General features: G+C 59.1%; 21 protein-coding genes and 1 tRNA gene. 11 read left to right on the forward strand and 11 right to left on the reverse strand.

All coding sequences use genetic code 11. From position 1 onward, the window contains the following. Nucleotides 1–334: 334 nt before the first annotated feature. The 3 genes from msrQ to clpB all read right to left on the reverse strand — a co-directional run bounded on the left by msrQ (nt 335) and on the right by clpB (nt 4,630). Entirely contained in the window at nt 335–970 is a 636-nt protein-coding gene (msrQ, locus tag HCZ30_RS12055; RefSeq protein ID WP_167638550.1) for a protein-methionine-sulfoxide reductase heme-binding subunit MsrQ, read from the reverse strand. Continuing rightward, nucleotides 970–1,863: a protein-methionine-sulfoxide reductase catalytic subunit MsrP gene (gene msrP / locus HCZ30_RS12060; protein ID WP_167638551.1), complete on the reverse strand. Its 894-nt coding sequence runs from the start codon at nt 1,861–1,863 to the stop codon at nt 970–972. Before msrP ends, msrQ begins: the two co-directional genes overlap by 1 nt. Nucleotides 1,864–2,014: 151 nt before the next feature. Next, entirely contained in the window at nt 2,015–4,630 is a 2,616-nt protein-coding gene (clpB, locus tag HCZ30_RS12065) for an ATP-dependent chaperone ClpB (protein WP_167638552.1), read from the reverse strand. A gap of 220 nt (nt 4,631–4,850) precedes the next feature. On the opposite strand from clpB, the gene HCZ30_RS12070 reads away from it, so the two are divergent. The 3 genes from HCZ30_RS12070 (at nt 4,851) to HCZ30_RS12080 (ending at nt 6,232) form a co-directional block, all read left to right on the forward strand. Continuing rightward, complete coding sequence (locus HCZ30_RS12070; protein WP_167638553.1) at nt 4,851–5,168, forward strand: hypothetical protein; 318 nt, start codon at nt 4,851–4,853, stop codon at nt 5,166–5,168. 58 nt (nt 5,169–5,226) lie between these two features. Beyond that, on the forward strand, nt 5,227–5,925 hold the full coding sequence (gene pyrF / locus HCZ30_RS12075; RefSeq protein ID WP_167638554.1) for an orotidine-5'-phosphate decarboxylase: 699 nt from the start codon (nt 5,227–5,229) through the stop codon (nt 5,923–5,925). Between the two features lie 85 nt (nt 5,926–6,010). Then, nucleotides 6,011–6,232 carry an orotidine 5'-phosphate decarboxylase gene (locus tag HCZ30_RS12080; RefSeq protein ID WP_167638555.1) on the forward strand — a complete coding sequence of 74 codons (222 nt, stop codon included), beginning with the start codon at nt 6,011–6,013 and terminating at the stop codon, nt 6,230–6,232. An 88-nt stretch (nt 6,233–6,320) separates the two neighbouring features. On the opposite strand, the gene HCZ30_RS12085 is transcribed toward HCZ30_RS12080, so the two are convergent. Beyond that, nucleotides 6,321–6,773, reverse strand: coding sequence for an NUDIX domain-containing protein (locus tag HCZ30_RS12085; protein ID WP_167638556.1), 453 nt, complete (start codon nt 6,771–6,773; stop codon nt 6,321–6,323). Nucleotides 6,774–6,803: 30 nt separating this feature from the next. Here HCZ30_RS12085 and HCZ30_RS12090 point away from each other — a divergent pair, with 30 nt between their 5' ends. Continuing rightward, the gene (locus HCZ30_RS12090; RefSeq protein WP_167638557.1) at nt 6,804–8,057 is read left to right on the forward strand and encodes a DNA polymerase IV; all 1,254 of its coding nucleotides are present in this window, start codon (nt 6,804–6,806) and stop codon (nt 8,055–8,057) included. A 30-nt stretch (nt 8,058–8,087) separates the two neighbouring features. Then, nucleotides 8,088–9,821, forward strand: coding sequence for a glycosyltransferase family 61 protein (locus tag HCZ30_RS12095; protein ID WP_167638558.1), 1,734 nt, complete (start codon nt 8,088–8,090; stop codon nt 9,819–9,821). Here the strand turns inward: HCZ30_RS12095 and HCZ30_RS12100 are convergent, their stop codons facing one another. Beyond that, nucleotides 9,822–10,679, reverse strand: a complete 858-nt coding sequence (locus HCZ30_RS12100) for an N-formylglutamate amidohydrolase (RefSeq protein ID WP_167638697.1) — start codon at nt 10,677–10,679, stop codon at nt 9,822–9,824. A gap of 150 nt (nt 10,680–10,829) precedes the next feature. Between HCZ30_RS12100 and HCZ30_RS12105 the strand changes: the two genes are divergently transcribed. The 3 genes from HCZ30_RS12105 (at nt 10,830) to HCZ30_RS12115 (ending at nt 12,535) form a co-directional block, all read left to right on the forward strand. Continuing rightward, nucleotides 10,830–10,904: transfer RNA gene (locus HCZ30_RS12105), tRNA-Val, on the forward strand. Between the two features lie 72 nt (nt 10,905–10,976). Continuing rightward, on the forward strand, nt 10,977–11,102 hold the full coding sequence (ykgO, locus tag HCZ30_RS12110) for a type B 50S ribosomal protein L36 (protein WP_008231708.1): 126 nt from the start codon (nt 10,977–10,979) through the stop codon (nt 11,100–11,102). Between the two features lie 149 nt (nt 11,103–11,251). After that, a complete protein-coding gene (locus tag HCZ30_RS12115; RefSeq protein ID WP_167638559.1) occupies nt 11,252–12,535 on the forward strand; it encodes a DVUA0089 family protein in 1,284 nt (427 codons plus the stop codon). 29 nt (nt 12,536–12,564) lie between these two features. Here the strand turns inward: HCZ30_RS12115 and HCZ30_RS12120 are convergent, their stop codons facing one another. Beyond that, nucleotides 12,565–14,226 carry a peptidoglycan-binding protein gene (locus HCZ30_RS12120; RefSeq protein ID WP_167638560.1) on the reverse strand — a complete coding sequence of 554 codons (1,662 nt, stop codon included), beginning with the start codon at nt 14,224–14,226 and terminating at the stop codon, nt 12,565–12,567. Nucleotides 14,227–14,457: 231 nt separating this feature from the next. Between HCZ30_RS12120 and HCZ30_RS12125 the strand changes: the two genes are divergently transcribed. Next, nucleotides 14,458–15,309 (forward strand): hypothetical protein, encoded by an 852-nt coding sequence (locus HCZ30_RS12125; protein ID WP_167638561.1) that lies wholly within the window; start codon nt 14,458–14,460, stop codon nt 15,307–15,309. An 87-nt stretch (nt 15,310–15,396) separates the two neighbouring features. Here the strand turns inward: HCZ30_RS12125 and HCZ30_RS12130 are convergent, their stop codons facing one another. Further along, nucleotides 15,397–15,645: a hypothetical protein gene (locus HCZ30_RS12130; RefSeq protein WP_167638562.1), complete on the reverse strand. Its 249-nt coding sequence runs from the start codon at nt 15,643–15,645 to the stop codon at nt 15,397–15,399. A gap of 286 nt (nt 15,646–15,931) precedes the next feature. Further along, nucleotides 15,932–16,771, reverse strand: coding sequence for a DUF481 domain-containing protein (locus tag HCZ30_RS12135; protein ID WP_167638563.1), 840 nt, complete (start codon nt 16,769–16,771; stop codon nt 15,932–15,934). 375 nt (nt 16,772–17,146) lie between these two features. On the opposite strand from HCZ30_RS12135, the gene HCZ30_RS12140 reads away from it, so the two are divergent. After that, nucleotides 17,147–17,791 carry a histidine phosphatase family protein gene (locus HCZ30_RS12140; protein ID WP_167638564.1) on the forward strand — a complete coding sequence of 215 codons (645 nt, stop codon included), beginning with the start codon at nt 17,147–17,149 and terminating at the stop codon, nt 17,789–17,791. Further along, nucleotides 17,766–18,827, forward strand: a complete 1,062-nt coding sequence (locus HCZ30_RS12145; protein WP_348640381.1) for a saccharopine dehydrogenase — start codon at nt 17,766–17,768, stop codon at nt 18,825–18,827. The genes HCZ30_RS12140 and HCZ30_RS12145 overlap by 26 nt, the downstream gene beginning before the upstream one ends. Nucleotides 18,828–18,830: 3 nt before the next feature. On the opposite strand, the gene HCZ30_RS12150 is transcribed toward HCZ30_RS12145, so the two are convergent. From HCZ30_RS12150 to HCZ30_RS12160, 3 genes are all read right to left on the reverse strand, one after another. Continuing rightward, nucleotides 18,831–19,193, reverse strand: coding sequence for a hypothetical protein (locus tag HCZ30_RS12150; protein ID WP_167638566.1), 363 nt, complete (start codon nt 19,191–19,193; stop codon nt 18,831–18,833). A 13-nt stretch (nt 19,194–19,206) separates the two neighbouring features. Further along, the gene (locus HCZ30_RS12155) at nt 19,207–19,965 is read right to left on the reverse strand and encodes a DUF6478 family protein (protein WP_167638567.1); all 759 of its coding nucleotides are present in this window, start codon (nt 19,963–19,965) and stop codon (nt 19,207–19,209) included. A gap of 76 nt (nt 19,966–20,041) precedes the next feature. Further along, nucleotides 20,042–20,635, reverse strand: a complete 594-nt coding sequence (locus HCZ30_RS12160) for a hypothetical protein (RefSeq protein WP_167638568.1) — start codon at nt 20,633–20,635, stop codon at nt 20,042–20,044. Nucleotides 20,636–20,661: the final 26 nt, after the last annotated feature.

The raw sequence follows: 20,661 nt of genomic DNA on the forward strand, positions 1-20,661 counted from the left end.
ATTGCATCAATGTCAAAAAGCGTGAAACAAAACCAATCCACCGCGCCCTAACTTGTCGGCGCGCCTCGCCAGTCCTGCCTCGAAATTTCCCGAACCGGCTAGCCTCAGTGGCCGCCCCGTCCGTCCCCGCCGCACCTCAGCGCCGCCGGTGAAGGGGCTTTTACGGATACTGCAGAATGGGCGCAAGTCGAAAATCAGGAAAAGTTTTAGAAATGCGCATTTTTTTGTCTGCGGCCTGATTTTTCCATGAAAATCAGCGGATTGCGCAATTTCCTTCTGCGGACGTAGCGGCAATTCGCATGAAAATTACCGCTACGCTCGGAGGAAGATGAACTTAGCGTGCAGACTGTGGCTGTCCGCTTCGTTTAGAGGCCGATTTCTTCCGCTTCGGGAGGAATCGCAGGGCCAGAAGCACCACAATAATGGCCATGTAGATGAACGGCTCCCAGGGAAAACCTTTCACCAGCCATACGTAGTGAATGCCCGCGAGGACTGCGATCGGGTAGGTCAGCCAATGGAGTCGGCGCCAGTTCTTCCCGAGTTTGCGAATGCTGGCGTTGTTCGATGTGAGCGCGAGCGGGATGAGCATCACCAGAGCTGCCATGCCGACTGTCACATAGGGACGCTTCACGATCTCTGTCCAAACGCGACCGAAGCTTTGCACGTCGAGGAGCGCCCATACAGAGAAGTGCGCCACTACAAAGAAGAACGCAGACAGTCCGATCTGACGGCGGAACCGCAGGAGGTTTACGCCGAAGTACGTCCGGAGCGGCGTCACACAGAGACCGGCTATCAATAGCTTTAAAGCTATGGAGCCGTACTCACGCTCTAGCGCGTTGATCGGCTCTGGCCCGAGGTTACCGCTCAGCCCGAGCCAGAATAGCCATCCGGCCCAAGCGAGAGCGGCGATATATATAGTCCACGGCGGAATGCGTCGGGATACGCGGTTGATATGGTCAGCGACAGACATCAGTACAGCGCGTTCGGGTCCATACCTTCGTAAAGGGATGCGACCTCGTCATAACCATTATAGAGAAGGGTGTCTTTGCGGGCCGAGAACAGGCCGCCACCGATGACGCGCTCGGTCGCTTGGCTCCAGCGCGGGTGCGACACGTTCGGGTTCACGTTGGCGAAGAAACCGTACTCACGGAAGTTGATGTCCTTCCAAGTGGTCTCGGGTTGTTCCGCCACCACATTGATAGATACGATCGACTTGATCGACTTGAAGCCATACTTCCACGGAACGACCAGACGGATCGGCGCACCGTTCTGATTTGCCAGCGGCTCGCCATAGATGCCGGTCGCCAGCATGGTCAGCGGATGCATCGCCTCGTCCATGCGCAGACCTTCCTTGTAGGGGAACGGAATCACATTGCGGCGGACGCCGGGCATATTCTCCGGTTGCACCACGGTTTCGAAGGCGACGTAGTTACCGCCCGACTGCACGCCGACCTTGTTCAGGACGTCGGCAAGCTCGACACCATTCCACGGCACGACCATCGACCATGCCTCGACACAACGGAAACGGTAGATGCGTTCCTCCTGGGTCAGGTCGCCGACGAGTTCGTCAAGCGTGTACTCACCCGGATTGTCGACCATGCCGCCGACCTTGATGGTCCAGTTTGACGTATCGAGCGCGCCTGCGTTCTCAGCCGGGTCGGACTTGCCGGTGCCGAATTCATAATAGTTGTTGTAGCTGCGGATATCCTCGAGCGAATTCGGCTCGAGGTCGTCTGCCGCGCCGGCGACGTTACCGATGAGACCGGCACCCACCGCGCCCGCCATAATCTGGCGGCGATTGAGCCACATGCCCTTCGGGGTCACGTCGGCTTGGGTCAAATTATTTTTCCAACGGTAGGCCATATCGGTCTCCTTCATTTGGACTGCATTTAATAGTGATACGTCCAAAAGCGATGACGGATGCATAACGTTACGGTTGGAAGCTGTAACAATCGCCCAATTCAAACGCGAACGCCCCGCCGAAAAGGCGGGGCGCAGCAAGAATCAGTACGCTTTAGTGGATGACGGCATCCTGCGGTGACTGCCGATTGGAGGCTGTCACCTTGTCACCGACGATCAGCCCGTTCGGACCTGCGGTGACATGGATCGTCTGTCCGTCCATGACATCACCGGCAAGGATAAGCTCCGCCAGTTTGTCCTGAAGCGAACGCTGGATCACGCGCTTCAGCGGACGGGCACCGTAGACCGGATCGTAGCCTTCGTCGGCCAGCCACTTGTAAGCATCCGCATCAAGGTCGAGTTCGATCTTGCGCTGAGCCAGACGGCCTTCGAGCCGCTTGAGCTGGATCTTCACGATGCCGTCCATATCCGCACGAGCCAGACGGTCGAAGATGATCATGTCATCCAGACGGTTCAGGAACTCGGGGCGGAAGTGCGACCGCACAGCAGCCATGACCTCACCTTTCGCCATCTCGCTCGATTCGCCTTCCGGCAGTTGCGACAGAGCTTGGGTGCCGAGGTTGGACGTCAGGATCACCAGTGTGTTCTTGAAATCCACCGTCCGGCCTTGACCATCGGTCAGGCGACCATCGTCAAAGACCTGAAGCAGAACGTCGAACACCTTCGGGTGCGCCTTTTCGACCTCGTCGAACAAAACAACCTGATACGGGCGACGTCGCACGGCTTCGGTCAGGACACCGCCTTCGTCGTAACCGACGTAACCCGGAGGGGCTCCGATCAGACGTGCAACCGAGTGTTGTTCCTGAAACTCCGACATGTCGATCCGAGTCATCGCCTGATCGTCGTCGAACAGGAACTCGGCCACGGCCTTGGTCAGCTCGGTCTTACCCACGCCGGTCGGCCCGAGGAAGAGGAACGAACCCAGTGGGCGGTTCTCGTCGTTCAGCCCAGCGCGTGCACGGCGGACGGCATTTGCCACAGCGTGAACAGCCTGCGCCTGACCGATAACCCGCTTGTGCAGGTTGTCTTCCATTTGCAGCAGCTTTTCGCGCTCGCCTTCCAGCATTTTGCTGGTCGGAATGCCGGTCCAACGTTCGACCACTTCGGCGATCTGCTCCGGACGTACCGCTTCTTCGACCATCAGGCCGTCTTCCTGCGTTTCGGTCTCAGACAGCTCGCGTTCGAGCTGCGGAATCACGCCGTAGGACAGCTCACCTGCTTTGGCGAGGTTGCCTTCACGCTTCGCGATGTCGAGGTCGGCGCGCGCCTTATCGAGTTTCTCCTTGAGAACCCGCGAGCCTTCGAGCTTGTCGCGCTCTGCCTGCCACTTCGCCGTCATCTCCGATGCGGTTTCCTGAAGGTCGGCCAGTTCCTTTTCGAGCTTGGCAAGACGATCTACCGAAGCGGCGTCGTCTTCTTTCTTCAGGGCCTCGGCTTCGATCTGCATTTGCAGGATCTGGCGGTCGAGCGCATCAAGTTCTTCCGGCTTAGAGTCGACTTCCATCCGCAGGCGGCTGGCAGCTTCGTCCACAAGGTCGATTGCCTTGTCAGGCAGGAAACGGTCGGTGATGTAGCGCTGCGAAAGCTGGGCAGCAGCAACAAGCGCCGAGTCCGAGATGCGGACACCGTGGTGCAGTTCGTACTTCTCTTTAATACCGCGCAGGATCGAGATCGTGTCCTCGACCGTCGGCTCCTCAACCACGAGCGGCTGGAAGCGGCGGGCAAGGGCGGCGTCTTTTTCGACATACTTGCGGTATTCATCGAGCGTCGTTGCACCAACGCAGTGCAGTTCGCCGCGGGCAAGCGCAGGCTTGATCAGGTTGGCCGCGTCCATCGCGCCATCCGTCTTACCGGCACCGACCAGCGTGTGCATTTCGTCGATGAACAGAATGATCTCGCCCGCAGCGGCCTCGATTTCCTTGAGGATCGCTTTGAGACGTTCTTCGAATTCACCGCGATATTTCGCACCAGCGATCAGCGCACCCATATCCAAAGCAAGCAGCTTCTTGTTGCGCAGACTTTCAGGCACGTCACCGTCGATGATGCGCAACGCGAGACCCTCGGCAATCGCCGTTTTACCGACACCAGGCTCACCGATCAGAACGGGGTTGTTCTTGGTGCGGCGCGACAGAACCTGCATGGCGCGGCGAATTTCTTCGTCACGACCGACGATCGGGTCGATCTTGCCTTGCTCGGCAGCTTCGGTCAGGTCGCGGGCATACTTTTTCAGTGCGTCATAGCCTTCTTCGGCAGACGCGCTGTCGGCAGTGCGGCCTTTGCGGATGTCGTTGATCGCAGTGTTGAGTGTCTGCGGCGTCACCTTACCAGCCGACAATGCGTCGGCGGCTTTGGATTTCACCATTGCAAGCGCCATCAGCAGACGTTCGACCGGCACAAAGCTGTCACCGGCCTTGGTGGCAACTTTCTCGGCTTCGTCCAGCACTTTGCCGGTGGCACTATCAAGGTAAACCTGCCCAGCATCGCCCGAAACCTTGGGGTTCTTGGCGACGGCGGTATCGACGGCCATGCGCACGGCATTCGCGTCACCGCCCGCGCGGGTGATCAGATTGGCAGCAAGCCCCTGGTCATCGTCCATCAATGCTTTCAGCAGGTGTTCGGGAGCCAGACGCTGGTGGCTTTCCCGCATGGCAATGGTCTGAGCAGCCTGAATGAAACCGCGCGACCGTTCCGTGAACTTTTCCATGTTCATCGGTTACTCTCCTCTAACAAGCATCCGCGGGGATAATCGGCACCCAAAAGAGGCGTACCTGTGTTGCGGACCTTCTATCGATAGGTGGGCAATCCTCCGCCCATTTTCAATGCCTCGAGAGGGCGTGAAGTTCCGGTTCAGGAACTTTTCCACAGGGCAGATTGTTCTTTCTCCAACCGAGAGACATGAAACGCCTCTCCTGTTTTCAAGGAGAACAGATATGACAAACGTAGTAACGCACCTGCACGATATCCGCTTCAACCCTGCGGAAAGCGCATTCGAAACCTCTGCCGTCGTCGATGATAACGGCACCTCTTATACTTACCCGATCCGCCTCGTTGCGCCGATCGATGCAAGCACCAACGCGGTCGCCCGCGCCATGATCAAACGGGCCGAGCGGATGCACGAGATGGGCACCAGCGATCTGCGTTCCACCGCCCCGATCGAAGAGACTCCGCTGAGCGAATTGCACGGCCAAGGCTTCTTCCATCGTCTGCTTGGTAGCTTCGAGCATATCTTCCACAAGAACGCAGCTTGACTCGACGGGGGCAAATTTACAGAAGGGGGCCGTTTGTCCCCACTGGAGTTGCCCCACCATGACCAAAGCAGATGACCGCCTGATTGTTGCTCTCGATGTTCCGAACGTCCTCGAAGGTCTGGCGTTGGTGGACCAGCTCGGAGACTCGGTTTCTTTCTACAAGATCGGCCTCGGAATGCTCACCGGTGGCGGCCTCGCTCTTGCCAACGAGCTGAAGCAGGAACGCGGCAAGCGCATCTTCCTCGACATGAAGTTTTTCGACATCGGCGCGACCGTCGAAGCGGCAGTGCGCGGCATTGCCCAGTTCGACCTCGACTTCCTGACGGTCCACGGTGATCCGCATGTTGTTCGCGCCGCGAAAGAAGGCGCAGCGGGCAGCGACCTTAAGATCCTTGCAGTGACGGTTCTGACATCGCTCGACCGCGGCGATCTAGACGCGAGTTGTTATAAAGAAGGCGATGTTCAGGACATCGTCGTCGAACGCGCAACCCGCGCACTCGAGGCCGGCGCTGATGGCGTCATTGCCTCCCCTCAGGAAGCCGCACTGATCCGCGCGCTCCCCGTCGCCAATGACCGCCTGATCGTCACTCCGGGTGTCCGCCCCGCCGGTGCAGCCCTTGGCGACCAGAAGCGCGTGATGACACCGGCACAAGCTGTCGCTGCCGGCGTTGACCATATGGTCGTCGGCCGTCCAATCCATAAAGCGGATGACCCGCGCGCGATGGCCGAAAGCATCGTCCGCGAAATCAACCGCTAAAAAAAACTTCTCAAAAACTGCACGGAGCTGGAACTTATATTGCACAACCTTGTTGTCTTATCGAAGGGCAACACAGGAGATACCGATGCAACAGATCCAGCTCCATAACATCAGCTACAACGATGCGATTGGCGCATTCGAAGCACGCGTCGATGTCACCCGCCCGATGGGCACTTTCCGCTACCCCTGCCGCCTCGCGGCTCCGCGCAACACCGAAGACGAGCAGGTCCGTTTCGGCCTCGCCACTCAAGCGCTGCGCATGTCGGATAGCCCGATCCCGATGGATTCCACTGAAATCCTGATGTGACCTAAAGTTTGCAACGAGGCGCCTGTCCCTCATTCCCAATTTCAGCGCTTCGTGCCCCGGTAGTCCTCCCCGACTATCGGGGCTTCCCTTATTCTAGGGCAGCTAACGCGAGCCGGAGCCTTTGCTGAAGCGACGGGATCGCGTCATTGGCTTGCAGGAATGCCTCAATCGGCATGAAGGCCCAAGACTGGCCCTCGTCGCCAAACCTGATCATATCGTCCGTTAGCCCGTCCCACATAAGCGCAAAGAAATGCACCGGCAGATCGTTGGGTCCGATCATCTGGCAATGGAACACGACGCGCTCTTCGGGGACGGTCAGACCGACCTCTTCCTTGGCCTCACGCGCGACAGTCTCGAACGGGGTTTCAGATCCCTCGCGTCCACCACCTGGAAAATCCAAATAATCAGGCCACGGAATGCCGGGCTTGTCGTCTCGACGGATGACGAGCACATCGTTCCTGCGCAGGATCGCGATTTTCGCCCCGTCAAATGGCTCCTGCACCGGAAAGCTCCACTGGTGATCCGTCTTCGCTTCCCCCATATTACGAACCGGACCAGATAGCCAAATCCCATGCCATCACTTTGCAAAGAATGCCTGACGCAATTCGACACGGGCGCACGCTGCCCCGCGTGCCGCAGCCCGCGCGTCGTCTCGCATCCGGAGCTTTGGGACCTGTCGATCGCGCACATGGACTGCGACGCGTTCTTTGCCAGTGTGGAGAAACGGGACAATCCCGATTTGCGCAGCAAGCCCGTGATCATCGGTGGCGGCAAACGCGGCGTGGTTTCAACGGCTTGCTATATCGCGCGGATCAAAGGTGTGCGGTCCGCGATGCCGATGTTTCAGGCATTGAAACTCTGCCCCGAAGCGGTGATCGTCAAACCCCGCATGGAGGCGTATTCAGAGGCATCCCGCCAAGTGCGAGCGCTGATGGATGAACTCACGCCCGCCATCGAACCGCTCTCGCTCGATGAGGCGTTCATGGACCTGACGGGCACAGCGCGGATGCATGGCGCGCCGCCCGCCGTCATGCTGGCGCGTCTGGTGAAGCGCATGAAAGAGGAACTGGGTCTGACCGGCTCCATCGGGCTGTCGCACAACAAATTTCTGGCGAAGGTCGCCTCCGACCTCGACAAGCCGCGCGGATTTTCAGTGATCGGCAAGGCGGAGACCGTCGCGTTTCTTCGCCCCAACTCCGTCCGCATGATCTGGGGAATCGGGCCCGCCGCGCAAGCCAGCCTTGAACGGGCAGGCATTCGCACCTTCGAAGACCTCTCCCGTTGGGAGCAGGACGATCTGGTGCGCCGCTTCGGGCAAATGGGGCAACGGCTATGGCACCTTGCGCGGGGCGAGGATTACCGGCGTGTGTCGGCCAATGCGCCCGTCAAGAGCATCTCCAAAGAAACGACGTTCAACGAGGATACGACGGACCGCGATTTGCTCGACGGTCACATCTGGCGTCTGTCCGAACAGGTAAGCGCCCGCGCCAAGGTAAAGGGCAAAGCGGGACGCGTTGTGACGCTCAAACTCAAAACCGCGAAGTTCAAAACCCTGACCCGCCGCATCAGCCTGCACCAGCCAACCCAGATGGCTGACAAAATCTACCGCACCGCACGCGGCCTCTTCGATCAGGTCGAACACGTGTCGGCCTACCGCCTCATCGGCGTGGGAATCAGCGACCTGTGCACGCACGACGACGCTGATCGCGAAGGCGACCTGCTCGACCCCGATGCCGAAAAGCGCGCGCGGACCGAGCGTGCCACGGATGCCATTCGTGAAAAATTTGGCAAGGACGCCATTTTGAAGGGCCGCGCTCTGCGCTAGGTTGCAGCCAGGATATCCCGAGAGCGCATCATGCCCCCAAAGAGCGAAGCGAAAGTCGATAACTCTCTCGCACCGGAGGATTTTTTCTTTGTCCCCGGTCGTGATGAGGGGCTGTCTCTGCTGACTGAGCCAAAGTGGTATTGGCGCTATGTGCCCAAGGCAAACATCTGCGCCTTTTCGGTCAGTGACTATGCTGACCACAACACCCTGACCAATCAGGTGATCGCCGATGCGATGACCGTAAGAAACTTTACGCAGGGCATCGAATTCAACCGTGTCCCTGCTGTCGCGCATGATGTTCGGTTTGTGAAAAATGTCGTTGGTATTGGTGAAAAATGGCTGCTGTCGGGCGCTGCGGGTGAACGCCTCCGCAACCGCTACACGTGGCACGGCGCGGGACGCACGCAGGAAGAATCGGTCGTCGAGACCAACGCTTTCCTGAGCGATCTGAAGACCGACCCGACGGTTTCGCCGATCCCCGTGACGAGCGAAGACCTCGGTGATCGGCCCTTCGTGATCGAGGCCCGCAACCTCTTTAACTACTACCACTTCCTGATCGAGACCTTGCCGCGCCTGCAAATTGCTGTCGACCTCAAGCACCGCGGCCCGATCTACATCTGCTACAAGGGCCAGAAGCCTTCCGCGTTTGCCCGCGCCTACGTCGATGCCCTCTTCCCCGAGATCGCTGGGCAAGTCGAATTCCTCGAAACGCCGCAGGAGTTCGATGACGCGATCATCGATTTCGGGTTTGATCACTACTACTTCACCGCCCGCGACGACATCATCCCGCCGGCGACAGAGGCTATGCCGCAAGGACAGGGCCATCTGCTGAAGAACACCAGCCGCCACGCCTACCGCATCTTCAGGCACAACAGCTACATGGCCGATCTGCGGTCGCTGCGGGAACGGGCCCTTGCTGCGATCAGCCGGCTGGATACGTCGCAGCTGCCGCGCAAGTTCTGGGTGCAGCGCAATCCATCCTCGGAACGGTCGCGGGACATGCTGAACGAGGACCGGCTCGTTGCCAAACTGCAAGAGCAGGGTTTCACCGCGCTAAGGTTCGAAGACTACAGCCCTCTCGAACAGATTGCGCTGATGGCGAATGCCGAGGTCATGGCCTCCCACCACGGCGCGGCCTTTGCCAACATGATGTTCGCAAGTCCCGATGCCTATGTGATCGAGATCGGCACAGCACAGACTGCGCTTGGTCGGTGGGGCGATTTCTTTGGCGCGGCGCATGTGTCGCGAACCAATTACGTTACCTTCTTTGCCGACCATAACTGGGATACGCCCGATCAGGTCCCGAATTTCGATGATCATGGACACATCGGCGTGGCGCTCGGGACAGATGGGATAAAAAGGGTCTCACAGTTTACTGGCGCGCTCGTGGGCGCCGCGCCGACGGGCCTCTCAAAGCCCGAGGTCGAAGCGCTTGCAGAGATGCTGACCAAGACCAACGCGACCAACGCGCTTCAGACCGTGCTGAACCAATACAGCGAGCTGGTGAACGAAAGTATCCCGATGCTACAAGCCCGCGCGACGATCCTCGACGCGAAGGACGACGTGCACGGCCTATTCGACACGCTGACCCGCATCCGTCGGATCGCACCCGGACGGCCGAGGCCGCTGGAGCGGATGATCTGGCTCACGCGCCGCATGGGACGCCGCGATCTGGCTGATGTGCTGGTCGCGGAGCACGCGCAACGCTTTCCGAAACGCCACGCGGAGTTTCGCAAGAAGATCCGCTGGTACAAGGGCGCCTGACTATTCCGCCGCCAGCGGCATCTCCCGTTCGCCGAGCGCGGCGATCTTCGTCGAGACCCGCCGCAGCATCGCGCGGAAGTCGGGGAAATCAATATGGGGCGTCAGCGTCGCCTCATCCATGTAGAGTGATCGGTCAATCTCGATCTGGATCGCGTGCTGGCGGCGCGAGGGGCGGCCGTAGGTGACGGTGCTGAAGGCCCCCGCAAACGGCGTGTTGTGGGCGACTGTCAGCCCTTCATCCCGAAACGCCGCCGCAATCTGCTGGACCAGCCGCTGGGACGCCGATGCACCGAACCTGTCGCCAATGACGATCTCGGGCGTGCCACCGGTCTGACGCGAACATTCGAGCGCCTCGTGGGGCATTGAATGACAGTCGACCAGAATCGATTCTCCGAAAAGCGCCGAATTCCGGTCCATCAGCTCCTGCAACTTTTCGTGATAAGGGTGCCAAATCATCGCCAGACGCCGCTTCGCCTCGGCCATCGGCAGCTTTCCGCAATAGATCGCCCGCCCTCCGGAGACGACGCGGGGAATCACACCGAGGCCGGAAACGACGCGCGGATTGTGCGAAACGCGCCTGATCCCTTCGATCAGGGCAGGGTCGAGTTCGTCGGAACTGCGGTTCAAATCCACATATGCGCGCGGGAAAGTCGCGCAAAGCATCGTGGCGCCCAGCTCCGGCGCATAATCAAAGAGCCTGTCTACAAAGGCGTCTTCGGAAGACCGCAGCACCGGACGGGTCAACTGCACCTCATCACCGAACGCATCCTGATAGTTCTGGCCACTATGGGGCGAAGCGAATAGGACGCTTGTCGTCAGCCGAATTGGCTCAAGAACTTCAAAGGGCTGGACGGTCATCAGGCTTCCTCTCTCAAAAAAATTATAGAGCGAGAAATGAATTTGCCAAAAGCCCTTGATCACCCTTTCGACTCCTTTTATAGAGCCGCTCACCCGACGCGATTAGTTACGGTCCGAACCATCGGAAAGCGACGATCCTAAGGTAAAAGTGGGCGGTTAGCTCAGCGGTAGAGCACTACGTTGACATCGTAGTGGCCACTGGTTCGATCCCAGTACCGCCCACCATCTAATTCACTGGCCTTTCCGGGCTTAACGCAACCAGGCGCAATCGCCGCGCCGCGAATAGGAGATTGGACTATGAAAGTTCGTAACTCGCTCCGCTCGCTCAAGCAGCGCCACCGCGATTGCCGCATCGTGCGCCGCAAGGGCCGCGTCTATGTGATCAACAAGACGCAGCGCCGCTTCAAAGCTCGTCAGGGCTAATCAAGCGGACATCGGAATTGAGGGCGCGTTCTTTTAGAACGCGCCCTCTTCTTTTGCGCGGACCTCCTCTTTTTATTCGCGTTTTTTGCTTGTTTCACCCGTTCACCCACCCGTACGCTGACCCCAAGTGTGTGATTGCGGAGGAACGAATGACCAAGAGCAAACTAGCCCTAGGGCTGTCGACGATAGCCTTGATGGCCACGGCGACAGCAGGATTTGCACAAAGCCAGGATGCCTGCGGACTAGGCGTCAATTCGGTTCGCTGGATCGGCGGCGATGCGAGTGGTTCCGACATCAGTACCGTCTCCGATTTTGAAGAGCAGATGGCTTTGGTCCTGTCCGGCACCAATTATGTTTCCCAGTTTGAACTGTCTTCGACCACCGATGTCAGAATCGAGGCCGAAGGTCGTGGAATGTCCGACCCGATGTTCGAGCTGTATGATTCTACGGGTACGCTCTTGCTGACGGACGACGATTCGGGCGGCGGCACTTCGGCTATGGTCGAAACGAGCCTCGATTCGGGCACCTACTGCGTCCTGCTGCGCAGCTACGACAATTCTCCGATGACCAGCTACCTGCGCATCGGTCGTCAGGAGCACGAGCGCCTGACCTCGGGTGTGATGGACGAAGAGGTCATTTCGGGCGTCGAGGAGGCAATCAACGAAGCGCTGGAAGACGACATGTTCAGCTCGGACGGCATGTTCGATATGCCGGGCCTCACCTGCGACTCGTCGATGTACGCCGAGCCGCTGATGATCGGCTCCAGTGGCACCGCATCGGTCAACGAAGTGCCGTACTGGCGCTTCACCATCGACGAGCCGATGAGCGTCACTATCACCGCAGAGGGCGACAGCGCTGACCCGTACATCACGCTCTACGATGACTACGGCGGCTATCTGACCGAGAACGACGATTACGACGGTTTGAACTCCCGCATCGATATGGTCGACCCACTCGATCCTGGTGATTACTGCATCACGATGGAGGCGCTGAGCGACAGCTATTCTCCGATCACAGTGAGCGTCTATGAGTACGATGCCGAAGAGGTGCTGATGCAGAGCTACGCCTCCGGTGAGGCCGCTCCGCCGCTCGACGGTAGCTATCCGATGACAGAACTGGCCGACCTGACCACGCGTATCCGTCAGGATGTCCGTATCAACGGCGACGTGGAATGGTTCAGCTTTTACGTTCCCGAAGGTGGTCTGCTGCTGATCGAGGCCATCACGGTCGACGGAGGCGGTGATCCGTTCGTCTACCTTTACGACGATCTGGGCCGCCAAGTTGGCTACAACGATGACGGCCCTGCCGGTCTGGATTCGATGCTAGCGACGAAGATCACCAACGGCAGCTATATGCTGGCAGTCGGTGACCTGAACTATGGCACAGGAACGCCGCTGCGAATCCTGCTCGAACGTTACGTTCCTGCCCGCTAACGAAAAAGGCCCCGCGAGGGGCCTTTTCTTTATCGGTTTAGGCTGTTCACCGCGTCGGCGAGGAGCCTGACGATAGTGGCCTCGTTCAGGAAGCCTGTGACCGGCAATCCGTTCTGATCCTGATAGCGGCGGATGGCGCGGCGGGTCTGGCCGTTGAAGTTGCCGTCGACAGGACCGGGGTTCAGCTCCATCTGTGCCAGACGGGTTTCAACTAGACGGCGGGTCAGTCCATTGAGGCCCAGCGCTTCTTCTTCAGCGCGGGCAGCGTCATTGGAGCTCTGCTGTTCGCGCTCCTCGGTGATTTCCTGAATGCGCGCCTGCGCTTCACCAACGAAGTCGCCCTCGGGGTAAGCACTCAGGTAATCCTGATAAGCGGCCATGTTGTCGGCATCGCGGGCTTTGTCCCAAGCGTTGCGATCTTCGGCAGCAGCGGCAGCGCGCTTGTTTTCTTCGATCGCAGCAAGGCGCTCTGTCGCGACTTCGGCAAAGTTACCGTCGGGATAACGTTCAAGGTAGGCACGCAGACCCGGCTCGTCCCCTTGCGCGCCTGTCTCTTCCCAGAACGCACGGTCGAGGCGCTCTGCCTCCTGACGGCGACGCTCTGCCTCTGCTTCAAGCTCTGCCGCACGGCGGCTGGCCTGCGCGTCGAGACGGGCAATTTGCTCTTCGGTCAAGTAGGAAGTCTGGGAGTAGCCGTTCTGCTGCTGCCAGTTCGTGATGGCCTGACGGGAGCCATTGCCGAAAATGCCGTCGATACCGCGGGTGTTATAATCCAGCAGCGAAAGGTCACGCTGGATCTCGCGTCGGGCATCGCGGCTGAGGTTCAGGTCCTCTTCCGCCATGCGCGCATCACGGTTCGGCTCGGCGAGGATTTCGGCAATCAGACGCTCGGCTTCTTCGGCATGTTCACCGTTGGGGAAGCGGCGGATGTAGTTGCGGTAAGCTTCTGCGGTATCCAGCGCACGGGAGCCCTCCCACAGAGCCTGCTCGGCACCGTCATCGCGATTGGTCGGCTGCGGCGGTTCGGGAACGGTGGAAGGGCGCTGGGGCATAAACACCATCGTATCCGGCGCGTAACCGGTAACGGTCAGACTGTAATCCTCGAAGTACGGTGCGATGTTTTCCTGAGGTTGGCTCAGCACGTCATTCGCAAAAGCCGCCACATCACGCGGGCGACCCGTCGCGACTGTCACGCCTTGCGGAATAGTGCCTTCGACGGTGCCTGACGCGAGCCATTTGCCGAACTGGCTGCCTTCGCTTTCGTCACCGATCAACAGCAACGCGCGACCAGGCGCTTCGGCGAGGACGTTCAGCAGTGAGTCGACCGATACTGCTTGCTCACCCAATGTGAACAGACGCGGCTCCGCGCTTTCGGATGTCAGGAACCAATTACGGTCGCCGTCGTGGGCAAAGCGGCCGGACAGGGCGACCACGATGCGGTCCGCATCATCCGCAAGGTCCGCAAAAGATGTGAGTGCATCGCGGGTGGTATCAGCGCGTCCATTGCGGAGCGTGATGACGTTAAAGCCGAGCGCTTCCAATCCATCGCTGGCTTCCAGAACATTCGAACCGCGAGTCACGCGGCCAAGTCGTTCATAGCTGTCGTTTCCAAGCAGAAGGGCCGCATCCTCGGCCATGGCACCGCTGGCGGTCAGAGCCGCAAGGGCGGTCCCCAGAAGAAAGTCGCGCATATCAATTCCTTTCCGGCGCGCCGCGCATGGCCCACCTAAAGCAAACCTGAAAAACGGCTCGCATCCTCCTCATGACACAATATGTGTGCCAGATTGTCGTCAGGTAAACGCCTCTCGGCGCTGTGACGTTCCAGTGAACACGGTCAATGGATCTGACTTGATTCTGGTCCGGATCGGGGTTGCTATCCAATAGCGGCGGCATTTCACGGCCCAATGCGGAGGAGACGAGACATGAAACAGCTGTTTCCGGCGATCAGTCCGGACTTTGCCCATGATGCACTCGAAGGGCGCGTGATCCTGCACGAAGCGCTCATGATCTGCGAGATCAGCTACGAGGGCCTCTATTTCCACACCTCCGGCGATGCCAACGCACTATTCGACTATGTGGAGGAATGCCTTTCGGAAACCGGCGAGCCGCTGTGGTTTTTCCTCGTGAACACAAAGGACTACAAAATCGACGGCGATGCGTGGTTCGCGTTCACAAAGCGCGGCATGGACATGAAGGAATACCACGCGATGGGCATCGCCCATTACGACACGTCCGAATTCAACCGGAACTACATTGAGCGCGTCAAAGGCACCGATCAGCACGACAAGACGAACTTCGGCAGCCGCGACGATGCGGTCGCCTACCTGAAGTCATTGCCGAGCAAACGGCGGGAACGACTGTTCCACACGCCGAATTATATGAAGCCGGACATTCAGAGGCGTGTCAGCTTCGACCGTGAAAATGACATCTGCGAGCTCGACCTCACTGATTTGAGCTACGAACACTCCCGCGATGTGAACGATGTATTCAACTGGATCGAAGAGCTGTTGCGCCAGACGCGCCAGAAATGGTGGTTCCTGATGAATTACAACGGTACCCGTATCCAGTCTCCTGCGTGGGTACAGTTCGATGCGCGGCGTCGTTCTTTCCACGACACATTCTCGCTGGGATCGGTGCGCTTTGCGATGGGAAGTGAGACGGAAACCGACATCCGCCTCCGCCACGAAACCCGTGGCATCAGGCCGAACATCCGTAATACCCGCGCCGAAGCGCTGGAGCGCCTAAACGAGATGAAACAGGAAGCCGGGTCCTAAACGGGGCCAGCGGGGGCTCCTCCTTCCCCCGCGGCCACCTGTGGTCACAGGCCTTTCGGCCGAACCACTGACTTTGCGGCTCCGACCTCAGGCCGGTTCCGCCTCACGGTGATGTTCTCTCGCAACCTGGTTCGAGCATTTGGCGTACCCCGAATTCTCGGAATAACGCACCAGCCAGAAATAGGCCGACACGCCGATCGCTGCGCCACCAAAGGCCAGCAACGCAGCGGTCACCATCTGCCAGACATTCGACACATCGGCCGAAAGCGCGAGATAGCCAAAGGCCCAGAAACCGGACCAGGCAATAACATTCACCGTTGCAATGAGTTTGTGCATTCGCCTTTCCCTCCCAAGAAGAGCGGTCCTGCCCGAGTGCCTAGCGTGCAACCCATACATGTGCGCCTAGGATGACGCGGACAAAACCAACAACGGCATCTCCTCCTTGCCGGAAAAACTGCTCGGCAGCCTTCCAACGAGAATCATAGTGAGGTGGGTGCGACATTCCGTCAAGGGATTCGGCAGTTTACGTTGCCGCTACCCCCAAAAAGCAGAACGGACAGAAGCATAGGCTCCTGTCCGTCCAGACCTCGGGAATGCAAATCGAGGGTTTTAGCGGGTTGTCTTAGAAGTTGTAGACAACCGAAACGCCGAGCAGGTTCTCGACTTTGTCGAGCGAACCCAGATCTTCGCCGCCGTACTCCGAAGTGTACGAGGTCCGCAGAGCGAGCGAGTCGTTCAGGCCAACTGCAACAGCCAGATCGTTAACGACGCGGGTATCCGAGTCCGAACCGATCAGGGTGGTGTCGTTGGTCAGCGTTACGTCTTCCGAGAAAGCGTAAGCGTAGTTCGACTCGACCATGTAAGCGATTTCGGTTTCTTCGTTGTCGTTACCGAATTCGATGTAGCGGTAGCCCGGACCTGCTTTGACAGCCCAGTCGGTCTGCGCGTCTTCGATCACGCGGTAGCCGACGCCGAAGCCGATCAGTGCGTCACGACGAACCGAAGTGCCGGTGGCGAGGTTGTCGTATGCGATGTCGAGCGAGCCGTAGCCGAACAGTTTCTGGTTGATGTCGCGGGTGTAGTCGTAACCTGCGGTCAGAGTGTTCTTGTCTTCAATGCCATTGGTTTCACCGTAGGCGTAGGCAAGGTTGATCTCCTGACCGTTTACACCGTCATACCAACCGTAGTTGGCGCCGATGCCGAGGTCGGTGGTGTCGTTACCCTGTGCAACGTCCGAGTCGGTCAGGCGAAGCGAAACCGAACCCCACGATCCAACCTGACGGCCGGTGTTACCGAACGTGAAGTTATCACGCTCTGCTGCGTCCTCGATGTCGTCCTGAATGTCTTCGACCTGATCAGCTGCCATATTCTGGTTCGCGAAGGTCGAGGTCTGCGCGGCGGCTGCCGATGCTGCTACTGCTGCGGCTGCTGCGAGCACAAAAATGCTGGTTCTTTTTGCCATGACTTTAGTCCTTTAAGTCTTTTGCGCTGAAAAACGCGCGTTGGTCACGGCAGGGAAATCAATCTGCGAGGGGGTTTGTTCCTGCTTGATGAAACAATCAGGAGGGGCAGCGCGTTTTAGTATCATGAATGTAACGGTCGCTGCTCGTGCGAAAAGTTTCGCGCAGACGCAGCACCAACAATGGATACAAATATGTTCCTGTTTTTGCTGTATAAAAAGATCATCCGCAAGTAACCCACTGGCCGACAGATCCACGCATCAAGATACAATGTGCAGATTTATTTGTCGGGCTATGGAACTTTAAGCGACGCTGTGCGTACCCTGCGCGCGAGGCTCGAACCCCTCTTTACCGAGCCGGAAGTCTAAGGAATTTTCATGGGTACGATTACTTTCGTGCGTCATGGGCAAGCCAACTCCCATGCCGATAATGAAGACGATTACGACCGCCTTTCGGAGCTCGGTCACCAACAGGCCGAGTGGCTTGGCGAGTGGCTTGACGCACAGGGCGAGGCCTTTGATCACGTCATCACAGGCAGTATGCGCCGTCATCTCGAAACCGCGCGTGGCGCTGGTTTCGATGAGTTCGATATCGATGAACGTCTAAACGAGCTCGACTATTTCAACCTCAGCAAAGCGCTGTCCGATGCGAACGGAACGCCCCTTCCGACGGGTGAAGAGTTCGTTCACCACATCGGTCTCGTGATCGAAGCGTGGCACCGTGCGGAGATCAAAGGTCACGAGACGTTCGCCAGCTTCGAGACTCGCGTTGCGCAGGTCTTGGACCTCGCCGTTCAGCCCGGTCGCAATGTGCTTTGCATCACGTCAGGCGGCGTTATCGCCATGATCATGCGGCACCTGCTCGACCTCGCGCCGCGCCAGATGGCGATGATGACCGTTCCGATTTACAACAGCTCGCTTCACCGCGTTCATGTTTCGCCGGTGGGGCCGCTCCTCGCCGGTTTCAATGCAATTCCCCATCTGGAGGCCGCAGACCGTGTCCACGCCCGCACCCACTTCTAACGTCCATCTCTGGGTCCGCGCCGAGCAGCGCCCGCGCGAAGAACGTGTCGGCCTGACACCCAATGGCGCGGCGGAACTCATCGCCAAAGGTTTCCGCGTCACGGTCGAGAAAAGCTCCCAGCGCATTATCCCCATTGCCGAATACACTGCGGTCGGCTGCGAAACTGCGCCCGAGGGAAGCTGGGAACACGCGCCCTCCGACGCGATTATCTTTGGCCTGAAGGAACTGCCCGAGACTGGTACGCCGCTGAAGCACCGCCACATCATGTTCGGCCATGCCTACAAAGGTCAGGCTTCGGGCCGCGTCCTGTTGGACCGGTTCAAGGCAGGCGGCGGTAAACTTTATGACCTCGAATACCTGACGGCGGCGAACGGTCGCCGCGTTGCGGCCTTCGGCTACTGGGCGGGCTACGCAGGCGCTGCGGTCAGTGGATTGGCCTATGCGGCTCAGGCTAAGGGCGAAACCTGTCCGTCCGTCGATACGTTCGTGAGCGCCGAAGCGATGGCGCAGGCCGTTCGCGATGCATTGGCAGGCGCGACGCCCAGCGCGCTGATTATCGGTGCTTTGGGGCGTGTCGGAACGGGCGCTACCGACCTTTGCGAGCGCGCTGGCATCTCCGTCACCAAATGGGATCTGGCCGAAACCGCAAGCGGCGGCCCGTTCCCCGAAGTGCTGGAACATGACCTGTTCTTCAACTGCATCCTCGCCAGCCCGGGGTGCCCCGTATTCGTCCCCGAAACTGCCAAAACCGCCAAGCGGAACCTGCGGGTCATCGGTGACATCGCCTGCGACCCGCAGAGCGATTTCTCTCCGGTCAAAGTCTATGATCACGAAACGACTTGGGCAGAGCCGGTCGTGCGTGCTCACGACAATCCTGTGCTCGACGTGATGGCGATCGACAACCTGCCGTCGCTTCTGCCGAAAGAGAGCAGCGATGATTACGCGTCCCAACTACTGCCGCATCTGGCCACGCTGGACCGCATAGACGACAACGTCTGGGGCCGCGCAAAGGCGATTTTCGACGAGAAAGTCTGAGACTTAGTTCGCCGTCTCGACGCAGTGACGGCGGAATGCACGCTTGAGAAGGTCCATCTCCGCACGGAGTTGGGCCACCTCCGCCCGAATATCCTCTTCCATGACATCGCCGCACACGAGCACGAAATCACCGATGGTTTCGTCCGTTTCCGCGTCGATCACGAGGAAGGTCTGGATGCCGTCGGAAATGTAATCGGACGGGATCGCACAGGAAACGCGGTAGCCGCCGTCCGCCTCGCGCACGGTGACGTTCGGCAACTCTTCACCCAGAATGCGTACGGCGATTTTCGGCGGCGTTGATGCGCCAGTGACGACGGCATCCCATTTGCCACCCAAGATACGCGACTGTCCGATTGTGAGGGTCATACAAGGCTCCTGTTCAGAGGTCGGCACGCGGATAGCGGCAGAAAGTGACATCGCGGATCGTAACCTGATTCATCTGCGGACCTTCGAAAATCAGATCGACCCAGGCCTGCTCGATCCGTTTTTCGTTCAGGTCCGAATATCCCAAGTCGAACTCGACGCTCAGATGATCGGCATTAAGGTCCAGCTCCCGCACGATCTGTTCGACGTTCGGGCCGTGTTTGATGTTGAGGCGAGCAAAAATCTCGATAGGGCGTTCGCACTGGACGATCGGCTCCATCCGGATCAGGTGGCGGGTTTTTAGAGCGTCACACGCACTATCCGGCAGGTCGATCGCGAGGCTGAGGAACGTGCCCGCGAATTCGTACACCTCCAGCCGCAGACCGAACGGTGCAAGGTCGGCCTCTCGCGTGTTGCGCAACTGGCGGAACGCCATCTCGTTGTAGCGGCAGTCGTGGAACAGCGTGATCTCGTCGCCGATCACCGTACGGGAGGCGACAGACACAACGCCGCGCTCTGCCAGCGGGACGCGCCAGGTATTGGGCCGCCACGACCAATCAGTGCCGCGCGGGCGGGGGAATTGCTCCGACCCGACAGCCGGCAGCAGCAAACGATCGTTCGCGTGCCTGATGCCGTTGTCCAAAAGTGCGCGCCAACGGCGCATACGGGAACGCGCGGGGCGTAGGTCTTCGAATGTCAGCTTAGAGACATCCTGACGAAGTCGCTCGATACGCGCAGATGTCAGTCGATTTCTCCAGCGGCTGATCAGACCCATATCCGGTAGGTTCCTGCTAACATTCTGCGATTTGAAACTTCAACACCGACACGCCGTCGGGTCAAGCTGGTAACCGCTATTCCCGATTCACTGCAACTGTCTGATGTAAAAGAGATAGCCCCTCGGCATTTTCGACTGGTAAATGCGCATAGCCACGCACCGAAACGGTCATCAGACGACCGCCTGCATCGAAGAACGCCCGCCACTCGCTCTGTTCGAGGTTGGCAAAACGCGGACGCCCCATATCGGTGAAGTGGACTTCGACTGTGTTGCCGACGACCTCGACCGCGTCGATCTGGATCGATTGCGCATTGCCGTCGGAGGCAAGCACGCCGCCCCCCGCTTCGGTGCCGAGCATGTCGCGCAGCTTTGACTCGTTCCCCGCAATGACGGCAGAGCCGGCGGAGCCGACCTGAACCGTAATCACCGCATCCGTTCCGGGCCGCGTGGTCGAGATCGATTGCACGTAGCACGGCGCCATCGCGACAAATCCGTGCTCGGGCAGGCTGGCCTCGGTGATGATGCAATATCCTTCAGGAGCTTTCACGCGCGCTTCGCCGCCATAGACCGCCTGATTGCGCACCGGCAATCGCAGCGCCCCTTCGGCACAAGCGGCCAGAAAGAGCGACGCACCGATCAGTGTGCCCTTGATCCACAAGCCGTAACGCATGAGTGCTCCCGTTTGTCCCGCCAAGA

Source organism: Marivivens donghaensis, assembly GCF_011806565.1.
GTDB lineage: Bacteria > Pseudomonadota > Alphaproteobacteria > Rhodobacterales > Rhodobacteraceae > Marivivens > Marivivens donghaensis_A.

Bases quoted from the DNA above. Each gene is read 5' to 3' on its own strand.
- msrQ (WP_167638550.1), bottom strand. From the start codon at position 970: ATGTCTGTCGCTGACCATATCAACCGCGTATCCCGACGCATTCCGCCG.
- msrP (WP_167638551.1), bottom strand. From the start codon at position 1,863: ATGGCCTACCGTTGGAAAAATAATTTGACCCAAGCCGACGTGACCCCG.
- clpB (WP_167638552.1), bottom strand. From the start codon at position 4,630: ATGAACATGGAAAAGTTCACGGAACGGTCGCGCGGTTTCATTCAGGCT.
- HCZ30_RS12070 (WP_167638553.1), top strand. From the start codon at position 4,851: ATGACAAACGTAGTAACGCACCTGCACGATATCCGCTTCAACCCTGCG.
- pyrF (WP_167638554.1), top strand. From the start codon at position 5,227: ATGACCAAAGCAGATGACCGCCTGATTGTTGCTCTCGATGTTCCGAAC.
- HCZ30_RS12080 (WP_167638555.1), top strand. From the start codon at position 6,011: ATGCAACAGATCCAGCTCCATAACATCAGCTACAACGATGCGATTGGC.
- HCZ30_RS12085 (WP_167638556.1), bottom strand. From the start codon at position 6,773: ATGGGGGAAGCGAAGACGGATCACCAGTGGAGCTTTCCGGTGCAGGAG.
- HCZ30_RS12090 (WP_167638557.1), top strand. From the start codon at position 6,804: ATGCCATCACTTTGCAAAGAATGCCTGACGCAATTCGACACGGGCGCA.
- HCZ30_RS12095 (WP_167638558.1), top strand. From the start codon at position 8,088: ATGCCCCCAAAGAGCGAAGCGAAAGTCGATAACTCTCTCGCACCGGAG.
- HCZ30_RS12100 (WP_167638697.1), bottom strand. From the start codon at position 10,679: ATGACCGTCCAGCCCTTTGAAGTTCTTGAGCCAATTCGGCTGACGACA.
- ykgO (WP_008231708.1), top strand. From the start codon at position 10,977: ATGAAAGTTCGTAACTCGCTCCGCTCGCTCAAGCAGCGCCACCGCGAT.
- HCZ30_RS12115 (WP_167638559.1), top strand. From the start codon at position 11,252: ATGACCAAGAGCAAACTAGCCCTAGGGCTGTCGACGATAGCCTTGATG.
- HCZ30_RS12120 (WP_167638560.1), bottom strand. From the start codon at position 14,226: ATGCGCGACTTTCTTCTGGGGACCGCCCTTGCGGCTCTGACCGCCAGC.
- HCZ30_RS12125 (WP_167638561.1), top strand. From the start codon at position 14,458: ATGAAACAGCTGTTTCCGGCGATCAGTCCGGACTTTGCCCATGATGCA.
- HCZ30_RS12130 (WP_167638562.1), bottom strand. From the start codon at position 15,645: ATGCACAAACTCATTGCAACGGTGAATGTTATTGCCTGGTCCGGTTTC.
- HCZ30_RS12135 (WP_167638563.1), bottom strand. From the start codon at position 16,771: ATGGCAAAAAGAACCAGCATTTTTGTGCTCGCAGCAGCCGCAGCAGTA.
- HCZ30_RS12140 (WP_167638564.1), top strand. From the start codon at position 17,147: ATGGGTACGATTACTTTCGTGCGTCATGGGCAAGCCAACTCCCATGCC.
- HCZ30_RS12150 (WP_167638566.1), bottom strand. From the start codon at position 19,193: ATGACCCTCACAATCGGACAGTCGCGTATCTTGGGTGGCAAATGGGAT.
- HCZ30_RS12155 (WP_167638567.1), bottom strand. From the start codon at position 19,965: ATGGGTCTGATCAGCCGCTGGAGAAATCGACTGACATCTGCGCGTATC.
- HCZ30_RS12160 (WP_167638568.1), bottom strand. From the start codon at position 20,635: ATGCGTTACGGCTTGTGGATCAAGGGCACACTGATCGGTGCGTCGCTC.